Below are 18,183 nucleotides of genomic sequence, written 5' to 3' on the forward strand. Positions count from 1 at the left end.
GCGGCACCTCACGGCACAACAACCACAAGGAGCGACCATGGCAGAAGTGCTCGGTCTCGGCATCACTCATTACCCCATGCTCGCCGCGAAGGATCCCTTCATGGCGAACCTCATGAAGATGGTCTTGACGGACCCCGACATCCCAGCGGAGCGTAAAGACCCCGCGAACTGGTCCGCCCTGGCCCAAGAAGAATGGTCGGACGATCAAGGAACGGCAGCTGCCGGTCGGCACCGCAAGGCTCTGCTCGCCGGTCTCAGCACCTGCCGTGAAGCACTCGACGAATTCGACCCCGACGTCGTCATCGTGTGGGGTGACGACCAGTACGAAAACTTCCGCGAGGAAGTCATTCCGTCGTTCTGCATTCTGGCCTATCCCGACACCGAGATCGATCCGTTCGGTGTTCTCGAGGTGCTGAGTGTCCCCAACGCCTGGGATCTGCCGAACGGCCAGTCGTTCGTGATGCGGGGTGATCAGGATTTCGCGAAGAAGATTGCCAAAGACGTGTTGACGAACGGCGTCGACGTCGCCTACTCGTACGAGCCACGGCCCGACATGCACCACTTTCCGCATGCGTTCGCGAACACCCAGATCTTCCTGGACTTCGAGAATGTGGGTAAAAGGTTTCCTTACCCGATCATCCCGATGGCAGTGAACTGCTACGGCGAGCACGTCATCGCGCGTCGAGGTGGGATCGCGCCCTTCTCGGAGATTCTCAAGGGCGAGGACCTCGACCCGCCCGGCCCGTCCCCGAAGCGTTGCTTCGAGTTCGGCCAGGCAGTGGGCAAATCCCTGCACAACAGCGGAAAAAGGGTGGCTCTGGTCGCGTCGGCCAGCTGGTCGCACGCCTTCCTGAACGACAAGGATTGGCACCTACGACCGGACACCGAGGCCGATCGCGCGCTCTACGACTCCATGGTCGCCGGAAACTTCGACGATTGGACGTCCAAGACAGTCACCGACATCGTGGCTGCAGGGCAGCACGAGATGCTCAACTGGTTCTGTCTGCTGGGTGCGATGAAAGAGTTGGGCCTTACGCTCGATTGGAGCGAATTCGTCGAGACCGAGGTTCTCAACTCCAACAAAACCTTCGCAATCTATCGCTGAGTCGGGCGGACTGGCCTGAGCTCCAACGTACGCAGGGCGGCCACCGCGCATGCGGTGGCCGCCCTGCGGCGTGAAGGTGACGGAGGTCCAAGGGACTCAGGTAACAAGGGTGTTGTCAGGACCAGGGGGGCGGATCGGAGAGGGTGCGGGGGACTATTCGATCGCGCCCGGGAGCGGCGGCCAGGTACGACCGCAACTCGGCTGACAGCTGGGCAGTGGTGTCGCGTAGTGCGGCGTCGATCTGACCGCCGGCTGGTGAGTTGGGCCCGTGGGTTATCGAGATTGCACCGACCGCCAGCCCGTTGACCATCACCGGCACCGCGACACCGTGGAGGCCGATTTGCGCTTCGTCGTGCTCGCGTGCGATGCCCTCCTTGCGAACGATTCGAAGGTGCTCGACGAAGTCGTCGGCGTTGGTGATCGAGTGCGGTGTCAACTGGTGTAGTCGTAGGGGTAGGAAACCTGCAAGGTCGTCGAGGTCCTCGTAGGCCAGTAGAGCCTTACCGATCGCAGTACAGTTGGCAGGTAATCGACCCCCGATGCTTGCAAGAGTCGACGGCGAGTCCGACGGTGCAAGTTTTTCGAGGTACACCACGTCGAATTCACGCAGCACCGCGAACGTGACCGTCTGCCTGCTCCACCGCTGCAGGGCCACCAGGTGCGGGATTGCCTGATCGCGCAACATTGCCGCCGGGGTGGTAGCGCCCAACTGCAAAAGCCCGAGACCGAGCTTGTATCCAGCGCGGTGATGCTCGAGGGCCCCGAGTTCGACGAGTCGCGCGAGCAAACGGTGAACTGTCGATTTCGGCAGACCCGAGGCGCGCGCCAGTTGGCTCAGAGTCATGACCCGCTCGTGTTGGTTGAACGAATTGAGTACGTCGAACGCCTTGGTCAAAATCGAGGGCGTCTCTTTCTCGAAGCCGGTCGACTCGGCATCGGTCACGAATTTCACCTCTGTCTGCGCGTTCGAAGGTATGCGCGCTCGGTATCCGACATGGTGCGCGTCACACAGGATACCGCTGCTACCCGTATCGGTCGGTGCTTCCTGTTCTGCTCCCTGGAACGCCACCTCGTCCTCATGCGTCGGGGCTCCTTACGGTCGTTCGACGGCGACTCCGCCGGAACGTGCCCGGAAGGAAACCGACTATGGGTCAACCAGATTCGACCACCGCACAGCCGACGGTCGTCGATGCGCACGCCCACCATTTTCCGGCGTCGCTGGATGGATTCGCTCCCACCTCCGGCGAGGTGCTTCCGAGTCTGGTCATCGATGACGAGCGCTCCGGGCGCATCATGATCGGCGACCGGGTGTTCCGGCTCGTCACGTCACAGCTGTGGAGCATCGAGCATCGACTGCAGGCGATGGACGACGCCGGGGTATCACTTCAGGTCGTCTCTCCGGTACCGGTCATGCTCACGTACGGCGCGTCACCCGGTGCTGCTCAGGAGTACTCGGCCGCTGTGAACGACGCGCTGGCCGCCGATGTACAGGGTTCGTCGGGTCGTCTGCTGGGGTTGGGGACAGTTCCGCTTCAGGACGTCGACATTGCAGTCATGGAGCTCGAACGAGTGATGGGTGATCTCGGTCTGCGCGGCGTGGAGATCGGTACCAGGATCAACGACACCGAACTCGACGATCCATCGTTGACGCCGTTCTGGGAAGCCGTAGAGCGGTTGGACGCGGCCGTCTTCATTCACCCGGTGGGCGGAGGCGGAGGGGCGGTTCGGCGCACCGGGCAGCTCTACGACTTCGGAATGGGCATGCTGACCGATACCTCGATCGCCGCGACGGGACTGGTGTTCGGTGGCGTGCTCGAGAAGTTCCCGCGGTTGCGTATCGGCTTGGCCCACGGGTGCGGCGCGTTCGGCTGGGTCTACCCCCGCCTACGCAAGGCACACGAGGTGTGGGGTGCCGGTCCGGTCGAGGCAATGGACGAGCGCATGCGATCGCTGTGGGTGGACACCCTGGTGCTCGATCCCGAACACCTGCGCCTCCTCGTGCACCGGTTCGGTGCCGACAAAGTCATGGTGGGCACCGATCACCCGTTCTTCCCGGACCTGTTCGCGGCCGCAGGCTCGTTCGTGCGGGACGCCGCGCACGCGCGCATACTCGATCATGATGTAGTCGAGCCGATCCTGTCCGGAAACGCGATGGGGTTCCTGGGTCTGCACGCTTGGCCCCCGGCGGTTTGACGACCAACACGGTCACGACAGGATGGACCAGTGAACGCGCACGAGGTAATCGTTGTAGGTGCAGGGCCGGTAGGGCTGACCCACGCGCTCGGACTGGCACGCGCAGGCATCGGCGTGACGATACTGGAGGCGAGGCAGCAGGCCGGCACGACTCCCGGTGACCTGGTCTACCAGTGGAATGTGCTGCCCGGACTGGATCGACTGGGAATCCTCGACGATCTGCTGAGCGTCGGGTACTGCGAGCCGCACACGTTCTACCGCGTGCACTCCACCGGCGAGACAGTGACTTTGGACCTCGGCGTGTTGAAGGACGACTGTCCCTTCCCGTTCAACCTGCATGTCCGTCAGGCCGATGTGACCAGGATTCTGCTCGAGCACCTCGGCGAGCGCAGCGAAGTGGCGATTTTGCTGAATTCTTCGCTGACAGATCTCGGACAAGACGCCGACGGTGTGTCGGTGACGTTCGACGGACCTGCGGGCGAGGTCACGCTGCGGGCGAAGTGGGTCGTGGGTGCCGATGGTGCCCACAGCGCGGTACGCCGTGCTCTCGGCCTGTCGTTCGTGGGCATCACCTGGCCCGAACGTCTCATTTCGGTCGAGATCGATGCCGATCTCGAGGTCATGGGCATGCGTGGTGCCGGTGCGGTGATCGACCCGCAGTTCGGCGCGATAGCTGCGTGTGTCGATCCCGGCTCTCGGTGGAGGTACATCTACGCCGAGGACAGGTCGATGTCGGAGAGCACCATCGATTCGCGCATGAAAAATATTCTTGTACAAGGACTGTCGGCCGACATGGCAGAGGCGAGCTTCACGTGGTCGTCCTTTCGCATCCATCAGCGCGCGGCTGCGACGTTCCGCCGAGATCGCGTCCTGATCATCGGCGATGCGGCTCACATCACCAATCCCGCGAGCGGTCACGGCATGTCGAGTGGCCTTTTCGACGCGTTCTCCCTGAGCGAGGTTCTCGCAGCCGTCGTCTCCGGGCAGGCGGACGACTCGTTGCTCGACCGGTGGGCCGAGGAGCGTCGCCACAACTATGTCGAGTACGCGTCACCGACGTCGTCGGAGCGCAAGAAGTTCGTCTTCAATTTGGAGGACGACGCTGCCGTCGAACAGGAGTTCGCTCCGATGCGGCGCATCGCCGAAAATCCCGATCGCATGCGTGCCTGGTTCACACTCGCGCAATCGTTGGAACCCCCTCGCTGGTTCTGAGCTCTGTCCATCCCCGCGACCGAAGGTCGGGGCCTGCTGGCCCCGACCGTCCGAATCATCTGGAGTGTGCGGGCGGACGCTCACCGATGGGCAGGCCGAACGGCGAACCACCGATTTTGCCGTCCTTGTACAACCGCTGGATTACGTCGTCCGTATAGCCGAGTTCGAGAAGGACCTCGATGTTGTGCTCTCCGAATATCGGCGACGGTCGTGGGATGGCAAGTGCCTTGTTCAGCTGGCTGGAGAGTCTGACCGGCGAGGCGAGGTGCTCCTTGGAACCGTTGACAAAGTGCACGACATCGACGTTACGACCGCGTGCTATCACCGCAGGGTGCGCAAGAACCTCCGTGCCCGACTGCATGATTGCTGCAGGGACGCCGACGCTGTGCAGACGCTCGACAAGCTCGCTCGACTGTCTGGTGCCCACGAAGTCGCGAAGGTCGGCGTCGAGAAGATCGCGGTCGGCCAGGCGGCCGGTGAGATCGGCTCGATTTGTCACCGTCGCCCACGGTGCCCCACCGGTGACGTCTGCGAGAGCGCGCCAGTTCTCGTCGGTGGCAATCGACACGGCCACCCAGGCTCCGTCCGACGCGCGGTACATGCCCTGGGGTGAGATGCCCGGAGCGTCGTTGCCGCGTCGCTCGATGCGCTCGCCGGTGCGGCTCGACGCGATTATTCCCTGGGCTGTCGTCTGGGGGGCGACGTCGCACAGTGACACCTCGACGGCAGCGCCGCGCCCGGTGGACAACTTGCGGCGGAGCGCTGCCAGTGCCACGAACGTGGACATGTCGGCTGCGATCGGGTCGTAGGCGGTGCTGGTCAGTAAGGGCTCGCCTTCCGGGTAGCCAGTCATGTCGCTCAGCCCCGAGGTGGCGTCGGCCGAGTACGTAAAACCGGGGAGGTCTTTCCACGGACCGGTCAGTCCCCACGCGGGTAGCCGCATCACGATGGCGTCGGGCTGCAGGCGACGTATGCCGTCGACGTCGAACCCGACTTTCTCCATCACGCGGGGCGAGAAGTTCTCGATAACCAGATCGCTCGACGCGACGAGCCGCTCGACGATTTCGTGTCCTTCTGCGTCTTTCAAGTCGGCCGTGACCGACCGCTTACCCCAGTTGGTGGCGGTGAAGCTTGCGCCGCGCTCCCACGGGTCGGGAGCGGTGGGGAGCGGACCAGCAAAGCGCATCAGGTCGGGTCGGGTGACCGACTCGACCTTGATGACGTCGGCCCCGTACGAGGACAAATTGCGGGTCGCCAGCGGTCCCGCCTGGAAGCTGCCGAAGTCGAGCACACGAACCCCCGCCAGGGGACGGGCCGGATCGGCGTCCTTTCGGACAACACGCTCCGGCCGCGATCCCCAGTCGGTGTCGTTGTCGCGTCCCTGCTCCGCCAGCTCGCCGATCTGCCATGCGTCGCCCTCGATACGGAACGCAGGCCGAGGCTGCAGGAAGCCGTCGCGGTGGGACACGAACGTGCCGCGGGTTGTGTACGGAGGTAGCTCGGGGACGGTCTTGGAGGTGGCGACAGGGACTATGGGCACTCGCGCACGGGCCCCCATCTCGACGAGTTCGGCGACCGTGTGTTGCGCAGTGAAGCTGCGAATGAGGGGCGTGACCTCCCGAGTCAAGTGCTGTCGGTCGACCAGTTCCGCAAAACGCGGATCTTCGAGCTCGGGGATGTCGACGAGAGCTTTGAAGTCGATCCACTGTTGCGGGGTGACGGCCACGATGCATGCCCAGCCGTCCTTCGCCTTCTCGATGCCCGGTACCGCTGCCTGCGGCCACGTGTACGCGGCGTGGTGATCGTGTTGCCCGTACAGCCACGGAATCTGCAGGACACCGACCATCGACTCGAATTGTGAGATGTCGGCGTCGACAGCCGTTGCGCCCGCCTCGGACGCGAGCAGTCCTCCGACGACACCGACCGCCGCGTCGATGCCCGCGGTGTACTCGCCGATGTCGATTCCTGCGTAGACAGGGGGCCGGTCGCCTGTCGGGTGTACGGCCGTGAGACCGCACTCGGCTTGCAGGGTGAACTCGTTGGCCGGAACGGAGGGAGATGCGCCGTTCAGGCCGTAGTCGGAAATCGACACGACCACCAGATCCGGCTGCTGCTCGCGAAGTGCTCGCAGTGCGCGGACCACCGCGGGATCGTTACCGTCGCACACCACGGCGTCTGCGCGTGACACCAAGCCCGGAAGGTCGGACGAGATATCTCGCAGCGAATTCAGCCGAACGGAGTGTTTGCCGCCGTGTAGATACGCTGCGAAGTCGCGGCCCGCTACATCGAGTTCGGGCCGTGCGTTCACCTCGACCCGGACCACGGTCGCTCCCGCGTCGCGGAGCATCTTGCCGGCAAAGCCGGTCGAGATTCGGTCGCCTACCTCGAGGACGGTCACATCGTCGAGCATGGTTGATTCCTTTCGTCGGTGCCTGCACGATCCATGCGCCGACGCGCTCGACCCAGACAACGTTCCGGCCGACGGAACCTGACGTCCCGCTCAGCCGACGGAGGCTGTCCGGCTCAGCATCGTGGCCGCGGTGCGGTTGTGTGTGCCGGGGCCGCGGCGCGGCCGGCCTCGAGGTGTGCGACAACCTCGACTCGAGGTGGTCACGGCGTCGCTCGACGCCCACCGCCGTCCATGTAGATGGCCGACCCATGGATGTAGCTGCAGAGCTCGGAGCTCAGAAAGCAGACGGCGGCGGCGATCTCCTCGGCCCGCGCCGCACGACCGGCGGGCACTCCGGCGCCGGCTTCGGCGATCAACGCCTCGACGTTCCGGCCCGATTTTTCTGACGCGACCCGGAAGAGGTCGGTGGCGCGGCCGGTGAGAGTGAGGCCCGGTGCCACGACATTGACGAGGACACCGTCGGGTGCCAACTCGTCGCTCAGGGCTCGCGTGAGGTTGTGCACGGCGATGTTGGCCAGACTCGTGGGCAGGTTGGTCGAGGTCGGACTGGCACCGGCACCGCCGGATACGTTGACGATGCGCCCCCACCCGCGGCGTCGCATGTCCGGTGCCACGAGCTGCGACATCGTGAGGTAGCCATGCAGCTTGAGACGCAGCGCGTCGTCGATGTCGGACCTGCGAAGGTCGAGTACCGGGCCCATCCCGGCTGAGCCTGCGCAGTTCACCAAAATGTCGGGGGAGCCGTAGCCGGCGATGCAGGCGTCGTAGGCGACCCGGCACCCCTCCTCGGTCGACAGGTCGGCGATGACCGAGACCGCGGACCCGTCGGAGCGAGCAACTACTTCGTCGAGCAGGTCGCTGTCACGGCCGACCACGCATACGCGTGTGCCCTCTGCTGCGAGGGCGAGAGCACTCGCACGGCCGATACCGCGGCTGCCCCCCGTCACGAGGGCGATCTTGCCGGCCAGTCCTGTCTGCATGGGTAGCTCCCTTCGGCCAGTGCGTGTTCACGGCTCCTCGGACGCTAACGGCGGCCGGGCGCGGCGTGCGGCGCAGCTTCCATGGAGCGGAACAACGGATTGTCGGTCTGTGACGCGCGACGCAGCATCGTATGAAAGCCAGCGCCTTCCGGCGAGTGGCGTGATCGACCACAACGAGGAGAGTTCATGATCTACCTGGCACAGGACGATGAGCAGGAAGCCGTCGCGGAGATGACACGGGAGCTCGGCCTCGAGGTGCTGTTTCCAGTAGCGAGGGAGACCGAAGCGGCCGCAGTCGTCCCGTCCAAGACCTGGAAAGCCATCGTCGGGACGGAACTCACCGCTCCGGTCAGCGAGGAACTCGGTGGCGGGGGCATGCCCAGTGCCGTCACTTACATGACTGCGGTCGAGAACCTCGCCTACGGTGACGCGGGCATCACGCTGGCGGCCGTCTGGAGCGGTGCCCCATCACTGCTGATCTCCTTGCACGGCACCTCCCAGCAGCAATCAGGCATCCTCGAAGCGTCGAAGAATCTCGACAACCGCGGCTCGGTCGCACTGTACGAAGGATTCGGCCGCGGAGCGTCCGAGCTCGAGACGACCATCACCGACGACGGCGACGGCGTACGCGTCACCGGTCGGAAGGTCGGAGTGCCGTTTTCGGGTCAGGCCGAGTCGATCATCGTCGTCGGTGTCGATCCCTCCACCCGCGACCTGCGTGCTGTCATCGTGCCGCGCACCGCGTATGGCGTGAATGTGGGTGTGCGAGACAAATCACTGGCGCTCGACGCGGCGGATATCGCAAGCATCGATTTCGACGTCGTCGTCCCGCGCGCAAACCTCCTGAATTCCGATGGCCTGCGCAAGAGTGTCGAGTGGCTCAGGCTCGCAGTTGCCTCTGCTCAGACCGGAATGGCTCAGCGCGCATTGGAATACGCCGCCGACTACGCCAAGACCCGGATTGCTTTCGGCAAGCCGATCGCGTCTTTCCAGGGCATCTCGTTCCCTCTGGCCGAGGCCTTCGCGCGCACCGAGCAGGCCCGACTCGAGGTGCTCGACGCAGCATCCTTGATCGACAACGACGGCGACATCGAACGCATTTCGGCGGTTGTGTCATCCGCCGTGTCGTATGCCAGCGAGAACGGAGCCGAAACCACCCGTCACGCAGTGCAGGTGCTGGGCGGGCACGGCTTCATCCGCGAGTACCCCGTCGAGCTGTGGTACCGGACGGCGGCCTTCCTCTCGACGCTCGACTTCGATCCAACCGCATCCTCCTTCAGCGCCGTCTTCTGACCATGACCGACACCACCACATTCACCTTCATCGAGGAGCACGCATGAGCACAACGTCGTTCGAGCTGAGTCCGGAGCTGCAGCGGTACGCGCAGGAATTGCGCGAATGGGCGTCCGGCGCACTTCGTCCCCATGCCCGCGAGGCCGACACTCGGAAAAAGGTCCCGGACGACTGGGAGGCGATCCTGCATACCTCGCCCGTTCCGTTGGGGCGCGAGGACACCGACACAGATCGGCTGCCTGAATTCGCCGACGGCTTCTGGGTCGCGCAGATGGCCTACCACGAGAACTTCGTGTACGGCGACGTGTGGGGGTTCGGCGTTCCGGGGCGCGGTATCGGTCAACTCGTCATCGAGGCAATGGGCAGTCCTGAGCAGATCAAGAAGTGGTACGACCCGGTCATGGACGGGACTCTTTCGACCGGCTTCGCGCTCACTGAACCTCACTTCGGCTCCGACACCTCGCAGGTCGCCACCACAGCGGTGCGGGACGGCGACTCTTGGGTCATCAACGGTTCCAAGATGTATTGCACCAATGGCGCGCGTGCGGACTACATCACCGTGTTCGCCAACGCCGACAAATCGCTCGGTGCCAAGGGGATCGCCTGCTTCGTCGTACCGCGCGGGACGCCCGGTTTCTCGATAGCGAAGGAGAACGAGGACAAGCTCGGTATCCGCAGCTGGCAGACATCCGAGCTTCTCTTCCAGGATTGCCGTGTGCCGCTCGAGAACCGTCTCGGCTGGAACGCCGCTGGTCCGGTCGACGAGGGTCCCAGGGTATCCGGTCAGGGCGGTGCCCTGGCGGCGCTGTCGAACAACCGACCCAACATGGCCGGGATGGCCGTTGGCATGGCGCAGGCATCCATCGACGTGACCACGAAGCTTCTCGCGGGCCAGCAGGCCGGGTACTCCGTACACCGCTGGGCTGCGGTGCAGCGCGATCTGGATGCCATGAACGAGGCGCTCTCCCGCGCCCGCCGAATCAACTACAAGGCGGCCTTCGTACTCGACAACGGCACCCCCAACCGGTACAACCCGGCGATCTCGAAGGGGTACTCCCCGCAGACGTGCGACCGGATCATCCGACGCTGCATGCAGCTGCTGGGACCGGAGGGCACCAGCAAGGAGCTCCTGCTGGAGAAGTGGTATCGCGACGTCAAGATCATGGACATCTTCGAAGGCTCCAGCCAGGTCCAGCGCATCATCGTCGCCCGTGAACTCGTCGGCCGCCTCGCCGGCTGACGACCGGTCCATCGAAGTCACGACGAAAGAAGAATGTTGATGAGTTTGACGACACAGCCCGATCTTCGGTCGACAGCCGCTCGCGACGTCCTGGTCGACGTCGAGCAGTTCTTGTTCGAGGAGGCCGAGATGCTCGACCAGTGGCGCCTGCACGAGTGGCTCGACCTTTTCGCGCCTGGGGGTTATTACGAGATTCCGGCGACGGACCGTCCGGACGGCGATCCGTCGAAAGATCTCTTCCTGGTCCATGACGATCGTTTCCTGCTGGAGCAACGGGTCAACTCGCTGCTGACGCGAGCCGCGCACGCCGAGTATCCGCATTCGGCAACGCGGCGGATGATCTCGAACGTGCGGGTGATGGAGGCTCCGAACGACCGTCTGCATGTGCTGGCCAACTTCGCGGTCTACCGAGTTCGCTCGGGGGTCCTGGACACGTATGTCGGCCAGTACCGGCACATCGTGGAGCGAGACGAGGTGACCGGCTTCCGGTTCATCAGCCGGAAATCGGTCATGGTGCTCGATGCACTACGGCCGCACGGCAAGGTCAGCATCATTCTGTGAACCGTCTCGAGGGTAGGACGGCAATTGTGACGGGAGCCAGCGCCAACATCGGTGGGGCGCTGGCCGCCGGGTTGGCGGCGGAGGGAGCCAGGGTGATCTGTACCGACCTCGTGCATTCCGTGGCCGAAGCGACGGCAAACAGCATTGTCGCGTCCGGTGGCGAGGCGTTCGCGGTTGCCGGTGATGTCACGGATCCGGCGCACGCCGAGGATGTGGTGCGGCAGGCCGAAGAGCGGTGGGGGCGGGTCGACGTCCTGGTGAACAACGCCATGATGTTCAACCACAAGGGCGTCATGACGATGCCGGTAGAGGAGTTCCGGCGCCAGGTCGATATCTGCCTCACAGGGGCGTTGGTGTTCACCCGGGCAGCAGCCGGGGCGATGATCGAGGGTGGACGCGGGGGCAGCATTGTCAACGTGCTCTCGACTGCTGCTTGGCAAGGTCAGGCCGGCAATATCGGTTACTCGACGGCCAAGAGCGGTCTGATCAATTTCACTCGTTCGGCTGCAATGGAGCTGGCTGGTCACGACATCCGCGTCAACGGGTTCACTCCTACCGCCACCCAGCCCGACAACCCTGAGATGCAGGCCATGCTGCGCGCGGCGAAGTCGCCCGACAACGAGTACTCCAACGACTTCTACGGGCAGATGCCGATGAACCGCTTGCCGTCGGCGAGCGACTACGTACCAACGGTCGTTTTCTTGGCGTCGGACGACTCGGCAATGATCACGGGCAGCAACATCACCGTCGATGGTGGTGCGACAGCCAAGTATTGGCCGTGGGTGCCGCACCCGTAAGCGCTCTTGTCGGACCTGGGAGGTAGCTCGAACGCCTTGTGCCTCCACCGGACTCGCCATCGACCATCGCTCGGCCGGTGGCGAGTCCATTCTCTAGACGGGTCCTAACAGGGGCGACAGATGTTTCGTCAGTCCCGCCCGATCTTTCGGCGCAGCTCCTGCTCGTAGGTAACGCGAGCCGTCCTGTCGGCACTGCTCAGGACCGTATCGGCGCTGACCAGCCGCTGCAGACCCAGTCGCACGTTGCGGGGCAGCACCGCCGACGCGGCCACCATGAACCCGCCCGAGCGAGGCACCCATGTCTCGGCTCGGGGGCGTCGGACGACGCCGACTATCGACCGCGCGACGTCCTCCGGCGCGAGGTGTTTGACTCCCTTGGCGTGGGCGATTCCCGCGGCAAGGGCTGTCTCGACGGCGGTCGGCAGGATCACACTGATGTCGATGCCGTCGTCTGCGAGCTCGTCGCGGACGGCCTCGCTCATCGCGATGACGGCGGCCTTCGAGGCCGAGTAGCTGGCACCGTCGGCCAAAGGCAGCCGGCCGACGGCAGAAGCGACGTTGACGACGTGCCCGCCGCCGCGTTCGATCATGCCCGGCACGACCATTTTCATACCGAGCCCACATCCGAGCACGTTCACGTCGAGCACTGCTCGCGAGATTGCGTCGTCCTCGTCGAGGAAGCGACCGATGGGCATGATGCCTGCGTTGTTGATGAGAACGTCGATCGGCCCGACCGCGGCCGTCGCGTCGAGGAACTCGCCCCACGACTCGCGGCTCGTCACGTCCAGTTTTGCTCCTACCGTGCCGTGGCCCACGGAGGTGGCTGCTTCGGTGACCGTGGGCAGGTCGAGGTCGCCGAGCACTACCCGTGCGCCGGCCGCGGCCAGCTGGGTAGCGGTGGTGTGGCCGATGCCGCGGCCGCCTCCGGTGATGACGACGACGCGTCCGGTCAGGTCCCCGGTCTCGCGATGAACACTCTTCATGACTCTCCTACGGTGATAAGGGGTTTTGGTGATGAGGGGTTGCAGGTCAGTGGACGGCACCGACGCGCGCGCCGGGCGTGAATGTCGCGGGCAACCGGTCGATTCCGTTGATGGTCGACTTGATGGGGTACTCGACGACGTCGTCCTCGAGCACGTGAAAGTCGGGAATCCGCTCGAGGATCCGCTCGAGCATGATGCGCAGCTCGAGGCGGGCCAGCGGGGCGCCGAGGCATCGATGCGGGCCGGCCCCGAATGCGACGTGTTCGGACGCGTTGGAGCGGGTGAGATCGACGCGGTCGGGGTCTTCGAACGTGCGGGCGTCACGGTTGGCGGCGGCATACGTGAGCATGACGCGATCGCCCTCGGCCATCGACTGCCCGCCGAGCTCGGTGTCCGCGGCAACCGTGCGGGCGATGCCGAAGAACGGGCTGTAATAGCGAAGAAACTCCTCGATCGCCGCAGGGATCCGATTGGGCTCGCGCGTCAGGAGTTCGCGCTCCTCAGGGTGCGCCGAGAGCCACCGCAGCGAGTGCAGCAGAGCCGAGGTCGTGGTGTCGGTGGCCGCGAAGGTCAGACCGTTCAGTATCGTCGCTGCCTCTTCGTCGGTGACCGGCGACGACAGCACCGAGCCCCGGGTCAGGGCCGAGGCGACATCGTCCTGCGGATTCGCGCGGCGCGCCTTGACGAGCTCGAGGACCTTGGCCTGTGTGGCAAACAGCGCTTCGAAGGGGAACTCCGGAGAGAAGATCCCGTGCAGGTTCATGGCGTGAACCACGGCGGCGAAGTCGGGCGATTCGTCGGGGTCGAAGCCGATGACCGAGATCGTGACTTTCGTCGGAATCACACGGCCCAGATCTGCCGCGAAATCGATACGCCCGCTCTCGATCACGGCGTCCAGGGCCTCGTCGACGTATGTGCGAATCTGCGGCTCGTGGGACCGGACTGCCTTCGGCGTGAAGAACGGCACCTCGAGCCGCCTGATGTCGGTGTGCATCGGCCCGTCCGCCTCGCTCGGCACCATGCGGGCGATCGAGGCGGTCGGGATCATCGAGCCACCGCGTGGAGTGCGGGGTTCGGGATAGGCGACCTCGTCTCGTGCGGCAAATGCATCGCCCGCGACGCCGTCGTGCAGGGACGAGAAGTGCTCCCAGTCGGCTGCGGCAGCTTTGAGCTCCTCGTGTCCGGTGATCAGCCAGAAGCCGTCATGATGTGCAGAGTGGGCGACGGGGCACCTGGCCAGCTGATCGAGGCGGTCGCTCCAGTTTTCGGAGTAGTCGGGGGCCAGGTGGTCGAAGTCGACGTCGACTCGGCCTTCGGGTGAGGTAACGGGGCACAGCGCGGGGGAGAAGGTGGTGTCGTCGGTCATGTCAGTCCTCAGCGGTCGTCGAGTCGGCAATGGTCAGGGCTTCGATCAGGAACGTCAGCTCCATGAGGTGCTCGGCGGTCTTCCACAGTCGGTCGACGGGAGCCGGCACCTCGGTCGAGCCGAAGGTCGACGGAGACCAGGAGCCGTCGGCGTTCTGTCGGTCGAGAAACCACTCGGTCATCCGCTCCGCATCGGCGACGAACGGCGATGCCGGGTCGAGTTCGACGTCGCGGGCGACGCCCCAGGCGTACTTGCAGATCTGCACCGAGTTCGGATCGGTGAACTGGGAGTCGGTGCCACCGGCGTTCAGAGCGAGGAAGCTGCGGGCGAGGTCGCGGTCGTCGGACCCCGTCAGGGCGCGGAAGTCGTGCAGGAAGGCGGCGGCAATCCCCGGGTTGTAGTAGGCCTGTAGGGGCTCGCGGAAATCGACGCGCATCAGGAACCGGGCCAGGAAGTCGTCCTCCGCCGGGATGAGCAGCGAACCGTCGTCGCAGCGGCCCGCGTAGAGGACGCCCGGCAGCTTGGGTTGCAGCGCCCACAGCTCCCGCACCCAGGACGCGATCGGGTGGGCGATGTCGAGGCGGCCCGCGACGACAGCCGCGATGCCGAGCTGGCAGGTCTTGAGCAGATCCTGGACGGTCGCGCTCCCGTCGGAGCGGTCCCGCCGGTCGTACACACCGCCGGTGACCGGGCTCTGGAACAGCCGGCAGCGGTCGAGCAAAGCGTTGGCGAGATCGTGTCGGCCCAGGCGCCACGCTGCGATCGCGAGGGCGCTGAGCTCGTAGACAGGGCTGGCTCCCGGCATGAACTCGGCGGGCCCTTGCTTCAGATCCGCGTCGTCGTCCAGGGCGTCGCGCTCGGCCCACCCGAGGACCGATGCGGCTGTATCCGAAGCGCCGGCGACCGACAGCGCCCAAGGCACCCGCCACCAGGTGTTCTTCTGGGCGTGGTCGCGGGGTCGACCGTCCTCGAGTTGCTGCTCGACCCAGTCGACCGCGTTGTGCTGGGCACGCTTCGCAGTGGCAAGAAGAGCTGCCCTGTCCTGTCGTGTCGTCATCGTCATCGTCATCCTGTCGCCGGGGGGATCGTGCTGGAGCAATCTGTGATCTTGCACACCACGACTATCTGTCATAGTGTGACATCAAGTCAATATGTGACGAACAAATTTTCGCCAGTGTCAGGAAGGACATGCCCATGACCCTCGACAGGCTGCAACTGCGGACGCGACTCGAGAGCGACCGTGAACTTGCGGTGCGCCTCAAGACTTTCCGCGGGTCGGTGCGCGTGACCCTCGGCGAGACCGTTCTGGAACTGCATGTGGACGACGGCGCAGTCACGGCGTCCGACCCGGCCCCCGATGCCGGAGAGCCGACCGTCGGCATCACAGTCCCCACAGTGCTGTGGGACCTCATGGCGCTTGAGAAGCCGCAGCTGGGACTTGAATGCATGACGTCGGCCCAGGTTTTCGGCGCGACAATCGACGCCGACTGGCCTACTGTCGTCGCTCCCTACCTCGGCGCGTGGAACCGAATCGTCCGCCTCGGCGTGGAGACCGAGACCGGTCGCCGCGAGAAGGTCGCAGACGCAGACCCGTTCGCCGACTCCGACGACCCGATCGGCCGCTACGTCCGCTACACGGTCGATGGACTCGAATACCGCGTCTACTACGAGCAGGCAGGAACGGGCCCGGTGCCGGTGGTGTTAATGCACACCGCGGGAGCGGACGGCCGTCAGTACCGCCACGTCCTCGCCGACCCCGAGCTGCAGAAGCGCTACACCATGATCGCGATCGACCTGCCGTACCACGGCAAATCGCTGCCCCCGCTGGGTTCGCGCTGGTGGGAGAAGAACCTGAAGTTCGACAAGACGACCCTGATGAACTGGGTAACCGGCTTCATCGCTGCGACGGGCCTCGATCGCCCCATCTTCGTCGGCTGCTCCGTGGGGGGCCAGCTGGCCTCCGATCTGTGCGCCCATCATCCAGAGGCGATCCGCGGCGCGATCGGAGTGAACGGGCTCTACCACATGGAGTCATGGCAGTCCTTCGACAACGACCGCTTCCGAGACCCACGCGTCGCGGCGGGCGCTGTCGGCTCGACGATGTTCGATGTCACCGGCATCGACGCGCCGGAAGACTTCAGACGTGAGGTGGAGTGGATCTACACGTCGAACCACCGCGATGTCTACCCGGCCGACAACGACTACTTCATGTTCGGTCACGACCTGCGCATCGACGGGCATCTGATCGACACCGCGAGGACTCCGTTGACGATCCTCACCGGTGAGCACGACATCAGCATGCTGACGCCCGACGACAACGGGTCGGCGCTGGCTGCGAACATCCCCGGTGCCGAGTTCTTCGCGATGCCCGGACTCTCGCACTTCACCCCGTCCGACGACCCCGAGGGATTTCGCCCGCACCTCACGGCAGCCCTCGACCGCATAGCGGAACACGCGGTAGCGGCCGAGCGGGCAGTGACCACATCGTGAGCACGGTCGAATTCGAGCAGCCCGACGGCACTGTCACTGCGGTCGACGCCACAGACGGCGAGTCGGTGATGCGCAGCGCTCTCACCCACCTCGTTCCGGGGATCGTCGCCGATTGCGGCGGGGAGCTCTCGTGCGCGACGTGCCATGTCATCGTCGGTGATGCGTGGATCGGAGTCGTCGGACCACCCACAGGCTTCGAGAACGACATGCTGGACGCGACGTCCGAGGAGCGTGAACCGGGTAGCCGGCTCTCGTGCCAGATCACGGTCGGCCCCGACATCGACGGCGTCAGGGTGCGCATCCCGGCGAGCCAATGGTGAGTCCGAAAATCGTGATCGTCGGGGCGGGGCACGCTGGAGGTGAGGTCGTCGCCGCGCTGCGGGCCGGGGGTTTCGATGGCACCCTGACGCTCATCGGCGACGAAGACCTGCCGCCGTACCAGCGTCCGCCGCTGTCGAAGGGATTCCTGCTCGGAACGACGGCCGCTGACGAGCTCCTCGCCCGGCCCCGGTCGTTCTACGAGCAGCACGACATCGAACTGGTACTCGGTCGCCACGTGAACGGAGTCGACATCGACGCCAAGACAGTTCACCTCGACGATGAATCCGTCGGGTACGACATGCTGGTGCTCGCACTGGGAGGTCGGCCCCGCGCCCTGGCCGATCCGGCCGTCGAGCACGCCGGGAACGTCTACCACGTCAAGACGCACTCAGACGTCGAGCGGTTGCGTGGTCGCTTGCTCCGCGGCACCCGGGTAGGGGTCGTAGGTGGCGGATTCGTCGGGCTCGAGGTCGCGGCGAGCGCATGCTCTCGCGAGGCAGCCGTGACGGTATTCGAGCTCGCACCGCGTCTGCTCGGGCGCGTCTGCAGCGAGGTGACCGCCGACCATGTCGCGGCCCTGCATCGCAGCCGCGGCGTGGATGTCCGCACGGGGGTGACGGGGTTGCGCCTTGATGCCTGCGACGACGGCCGGATCGCTCGGATCGTCACCGACGAGGCAGATCTCGAGGTCGACGAAGTCGTCGTCGGGATCGGAATGGTCCCGGAGATCTCGCTCGCCGAGCTGGCAGGCCTCGACGTCGACGACGGCGTGCTCGTTGACGCCGACTACCGCACCTCGGCACCCGACGTGTTCGCGATCGGTGACTGCGCGCGGGTGGTGCGCCCCGACGGGTCGTCACGCCGGTTGGAGTCCGCACCTCATGCCGCTTCCAGTGCCCGACGGGTCGCGGCGGTCATCCTCGGGCTTACTGTTCCGGTGGACGGCGCGCCCTGGTTCTGGTCGCACCAGTTCGGCGTCAAGATCCAGATGGCAGGCGACCCGGCAGCGCGGGTCGAACGCTGGCTGACCAGGGGTGAGACGTCGCAGGGATCGTTCATGACCTTTGGTATCGTCGACGATCGGATCACCCGGATCGAGGCGGTCGACCGACCGGCCGAATTCGCGCAATCGAAGTCCTGGCTCGGCCGGCCCATAGCTACCGCCATCGACTGCCTGACGGACGACTCGATTTCTGTCCGGCAGTTGCTCGCCCGACCCTGACGTGTTCCGT

Annotated in this window: 16 protein-coding genes; 10 read left to right on the forward strand and 6 right to left on the reverse strand. The window is 65.2% G+C overall.

Annotated elements, in window-relative coordinates; translation table 11 throughout:
• Positions 1–37: 37 nt before the first annotated feature.
• Positions 38–1,105, forward strand: a complete 1,068-nt coding sequence (locus tag O4220_RS10125) for an extradiol ring-cleavage dioxygenase (RefSeq protein WP_269603730.1) — start codon at positions 38–40, stop codon at positions 1,103–1,105.
• 115 nt (positions 1,106–1,220) lie between these two features.
• Here the strand turns inward: O4220_RS10125 and O4220_RS10130 are convergent, their stop codons facing one another.
• A complete protein-coding gene (locus tag O4220_RS10130) occupies positions 1,221–2,048 on the reverse strand; it encodes an IclR family transcriptional regulator (RefSeq protein WP_269603731.1) in 828 nt (275 codons plus the stop codon).
• Between the two features lie 203 nt (positions 2,049–2,251).
• Between O4220_RS10130 and O4220_RS10135 the strand changes: the two genes are divergently transcribed.
• Both O4220_RS10135 and O4220_RS10140 read left to right on the forward strand, forming a co-directional pair.
• On the forward strand, positions 2,252–3,298 hold the full coding sequence (locus tag O4220_RS10135) for an amidohydrolase family protein (RefSeq protein ID WP_269603733.1): 1,047 nt from the start codon (positions 2,252–2,254) through the stop codon (positions 3,296–3,298).
• Positions 3,299–3,328: 30 nt separating this feature from the next.
• Positions 3,329–4,510: an FAD-dependent oxidoreductase gene (locus tag O4220_RS10140; RefSeq protein ID WP_269603735.1), complete on the forward strand. Its 1,182-nt coding sequence runs from the start codon at positions 3,329–3,331 to the stop codon at positions 4,508–4,510.
• A 55-nt stretch (positions 4,511–4,565) separates the two neighbouring features.
• Here O4220_RS10140 and O4220_RS10145 read toward each other — a convergent pair whose 3' ends face one another.
• A complete protein-coding gene (locus O4220_RS10145) occupies positions 4,566–6,920 on the reverse strand; it encodes a CoA transferase (RefSeq protein ID WP_269603737.1) in 2,355 nt (784 codons plus the stop codon).
• Positions 6,921–7,120: 200 nt separating this feature from the next.
• A complete protein-coding gene (locus O4220_RS10150) occupies positions 7,121–7,900 on the reverse strand; it encodes an SDR family NAD(P)-dependent oxidoreductase (RefSeq protein ID WP_269603740.1) in 780 nt (259 codons plus the stop codon).
• 186 nt (positions 7,901–8,086) lie between these two features.
• Here O4220_RS10150 and O4220_RS10155 point away from each other — a divergent pair, with 186 nt between their 5' ends.
• The 4 genes from O4220_RS10155 to O4220_RS10170 are packed head-to-tail and all read left to right on the forward strand — an operon-like array spanning position 8,087 to position 11,791.
• On the forward strand, positions 8,087–9,193 hold the full coding sequence (locus O4220_RS10155; RefSeq protein WP_269603742.1) for an acyl-CoA dehydrogenase family protein: 1,107 nt from the start codon (positions 8,087–8,089) through the stop codon (positions 9,191–9,193).
• Positions 9,194–9,236: 43 nt separating this feature from the next.
• Positions 9,237–10,433: an acyl-CoA dehydrogenase family protein gene (locus O4220_RS10160; protein ID WP_269603744.1), complete on the forward strand. Its 1,197-nt coding sequence runs from the start codon at positions 9,237–9,239 to the stop codon at positions 10,431–10,433.
• A 39-nt stretch (positions 10,434–10,472) separates the two neighbouring features.
• Positions 10,473–10,994: an aromatic-ring-hydroxylating dioxygenase subunit beta gene (locus O4220_RS10165; protein WP_135045979.1), complete on the forward strand. Its 522-nt coding sequence runs from the start codon at positions 10,473–10,475 to the stop codon at positions 10,992–10,994.
• Positions 10,991–11,791 (forward strand): SDR family NAD(P)-dependent oxidoreductase, encoded by an 801-nt coding sequence (locus O4220_RS10170; protein ID WP_135045981.1) that lies wholly within the window; start codon positions 10,991–10,993, stop codon positions 11,789–11,791. The genes O4220_RS10165 and O4220_RS10170 overlap by 4 nt, the downstream gene beginning before the upstream one ends.
• A gap of 128 nt (positions 11,792–11,919) precedes the next feature.
• On the opposite strand, the gene O4220_RS10175 is transcribed toward O4220_RS10170, so the two are convergent.
• From O4220_RS10175 to O4220_RS10185, 3 genes are read right to left on the reverse strand one after another with little or no spacing between them, the layout of a single operon-like run.
• Complete coding sequence (locus O4220_RS10175; RefSeq protein ID WP_269603749.1) at positions 11,920–12,774, reverse strand: SDR family oxidoreductase; 855 nt, start codon at positions 12,772–12,774, stop codon at positions 11,920–11,922.
• Between the two features lie 46 nt (positions 12,775–12,820).
• Complete coding sequence (locus O4220_RS10180) at positions 12,821–14,140, reverse strand: cytochrome P450 (RefSeq protein WP_269603751.1); 1,320 nt, start codon at positions 14,138–14,140, stop codon at positions 12,821–12,823.
• Between the two features lies 1 nt (position 14,141).
• Positions 14,142–15,197 carry a hypothetical protein gene (locus O4220_RS10185; protein WP_269603753.1) on the reverse strand — a complete coding sequence of 352 codons (1,056 nt, stop codon included), beginning with the start codon at positions 15,195–15,197 and terminating at the stop codon, positions 14,142–14,144.
• A gap of 137 nt (positions 15,198–15,334) precedes the next feature.
• On the opposite strand from O4220_RS10185, the gene O4220_RS10190 reads away from it, so the two are divergent.
• Genes O4220_RS10190 through O4220_RS10200 form a run of 3 tightly spaced genes read left to right on the forward strand, consistent with a single transcriptional unit; the run spans position 15,335 to position 18,173 of the window.
• Positions 15,335–16,630 (forward strand): alpha/beta fold hydrolase, encoded by a 1,296-nt coding sequence (locus O4220_RS10190; protein WP_269603755.1) that lies wholly within the window; start codon positions 15,335–15,337, stop codon positions 16,628–16,630.
• Entirely contained in the window at positions 16,627–16,950 is a 324-nt protein-coding gene (locus tag O4220_RS10195) for a 2Fe-2S iron-sulfur cluster-binding protein (RefSeq protein ID WP_269603757.1), read from the forward strand. The genes O4220_RS10190 and O4220_RS10195 overlap by 4 nt, the downstream gene beginning before the upstream one ends.
• Entirely contained in the window at positions 16,944–18,173 is a 1,230-nt protein-coding gene (locus O4220_RS10200) for an NAD(P)/FAD-dependent oxidoreductase (RefSeq protein WP_269603759.1), read from the forward strand. Before O4220_RS10195 ends, O4220_RS10200 begins: the two co-directional genes overlap by 7 nt.
• Positions 18,174–18,183 lie beyond the last annotated feature (10 nt).

Source organism: Rhodococcus ruber (assembly GCF_027270735.1).
Classification (GTDB): domain Bacteria; phylum Actinomycetota; class Actinomycetes; order Mycobacteriales; family Mycobacteriaceae; genus Rhodococcoides; species Rhodococcoides rubrum_A.

Excerpts from the sequence above, each read along its gene's own strand:
- O4220_RS10125 (WP_269603730.1), top strand. The coding sequence starts at position 38 with ATGGCAGAAGTGCTCGGTCTCGGCATCACTCATTACCCCATGCTCGCC.
- O4220_RS10135 (WP_269603733.1), top strand. The coding sequence starts at position 2,252 with ATGGGTCAACCAGATTCGACCACCGCACAGCCGACGGTCGTCGATGCG.
- O4220_RS10145 (WP_269603737.1), bottom strand. The coding sequence starts at position 6,920 with ATGCTCGACGATGTGACCGTCCTCGAGGTAGGCGACCGAATCTCGACC.
- O4220_RS10150 (WP_269603740.1), bottom strand. The coding sequence starts at position 7,900 with ATGCAGACAGGACTGGCCGGCAAGATCGCCCTCGTGACGGGGGGCAGC.
- O4220_RS10155 (WP_269603742.1), top strand. The coding sequence starts at position 8,087 with ATGATCTACCTGGCACAGGACGATGAGCAGGAAGCCGTCGCGGAGATG.
- O4220_RS10160 (WP_269603744.1), top strand. The coding sequence starts at position 9,237 with ATGAGCACAACGTCGTTCGAGCTGAGTCCGGAGCTGCAGCGGTACGCG.
- O4220_RS10165 (WP_135045979.1), top strand. The coding sequence starts at position 10,473 with ATGAGTTTGACGACACAGCCCGATCTTCGGTCGACAGCCGCTCGCGAC.
- O4220_RS10175 (WP_269603749.1), bottom strand. The coding sequence starts at position 12,774 with ATGAAGAGTGTTCATCGCGAGACCGGGGACCTGACCGGACGCGTCGTC.
- O4220_RS10180 (WP_269603751.1), bottom strand. The coding sequence starts at position 14,140 with ATGACCGACGACACCACCTTCTCCCCCGCGCTGTGCCCCGTTACCTCA.
- O4220_RS10185 (WP_269603753.1), bottom strand. The coding sequence starts at position 15,197 with ATGACGACACGACAGGACAGGGCAGCTCTTCTTGCCACTGCGAAGCGT.
- O4220_RS10190 (WP_269603755.1), top strand. The coding sequence starts at position 15,335 with ATGACCCTCGACAGGCTGCAACTGCGGACGCGACTCGAGAGCGACCGT.
- O4220_RS10200 (WP_269603759.1), top strand. The coding sequence starts at position 16,944 with ATGGTGAGTCCGAAAATCGTGATCGTCGGGGCGGGGCACGCTGGAGGT.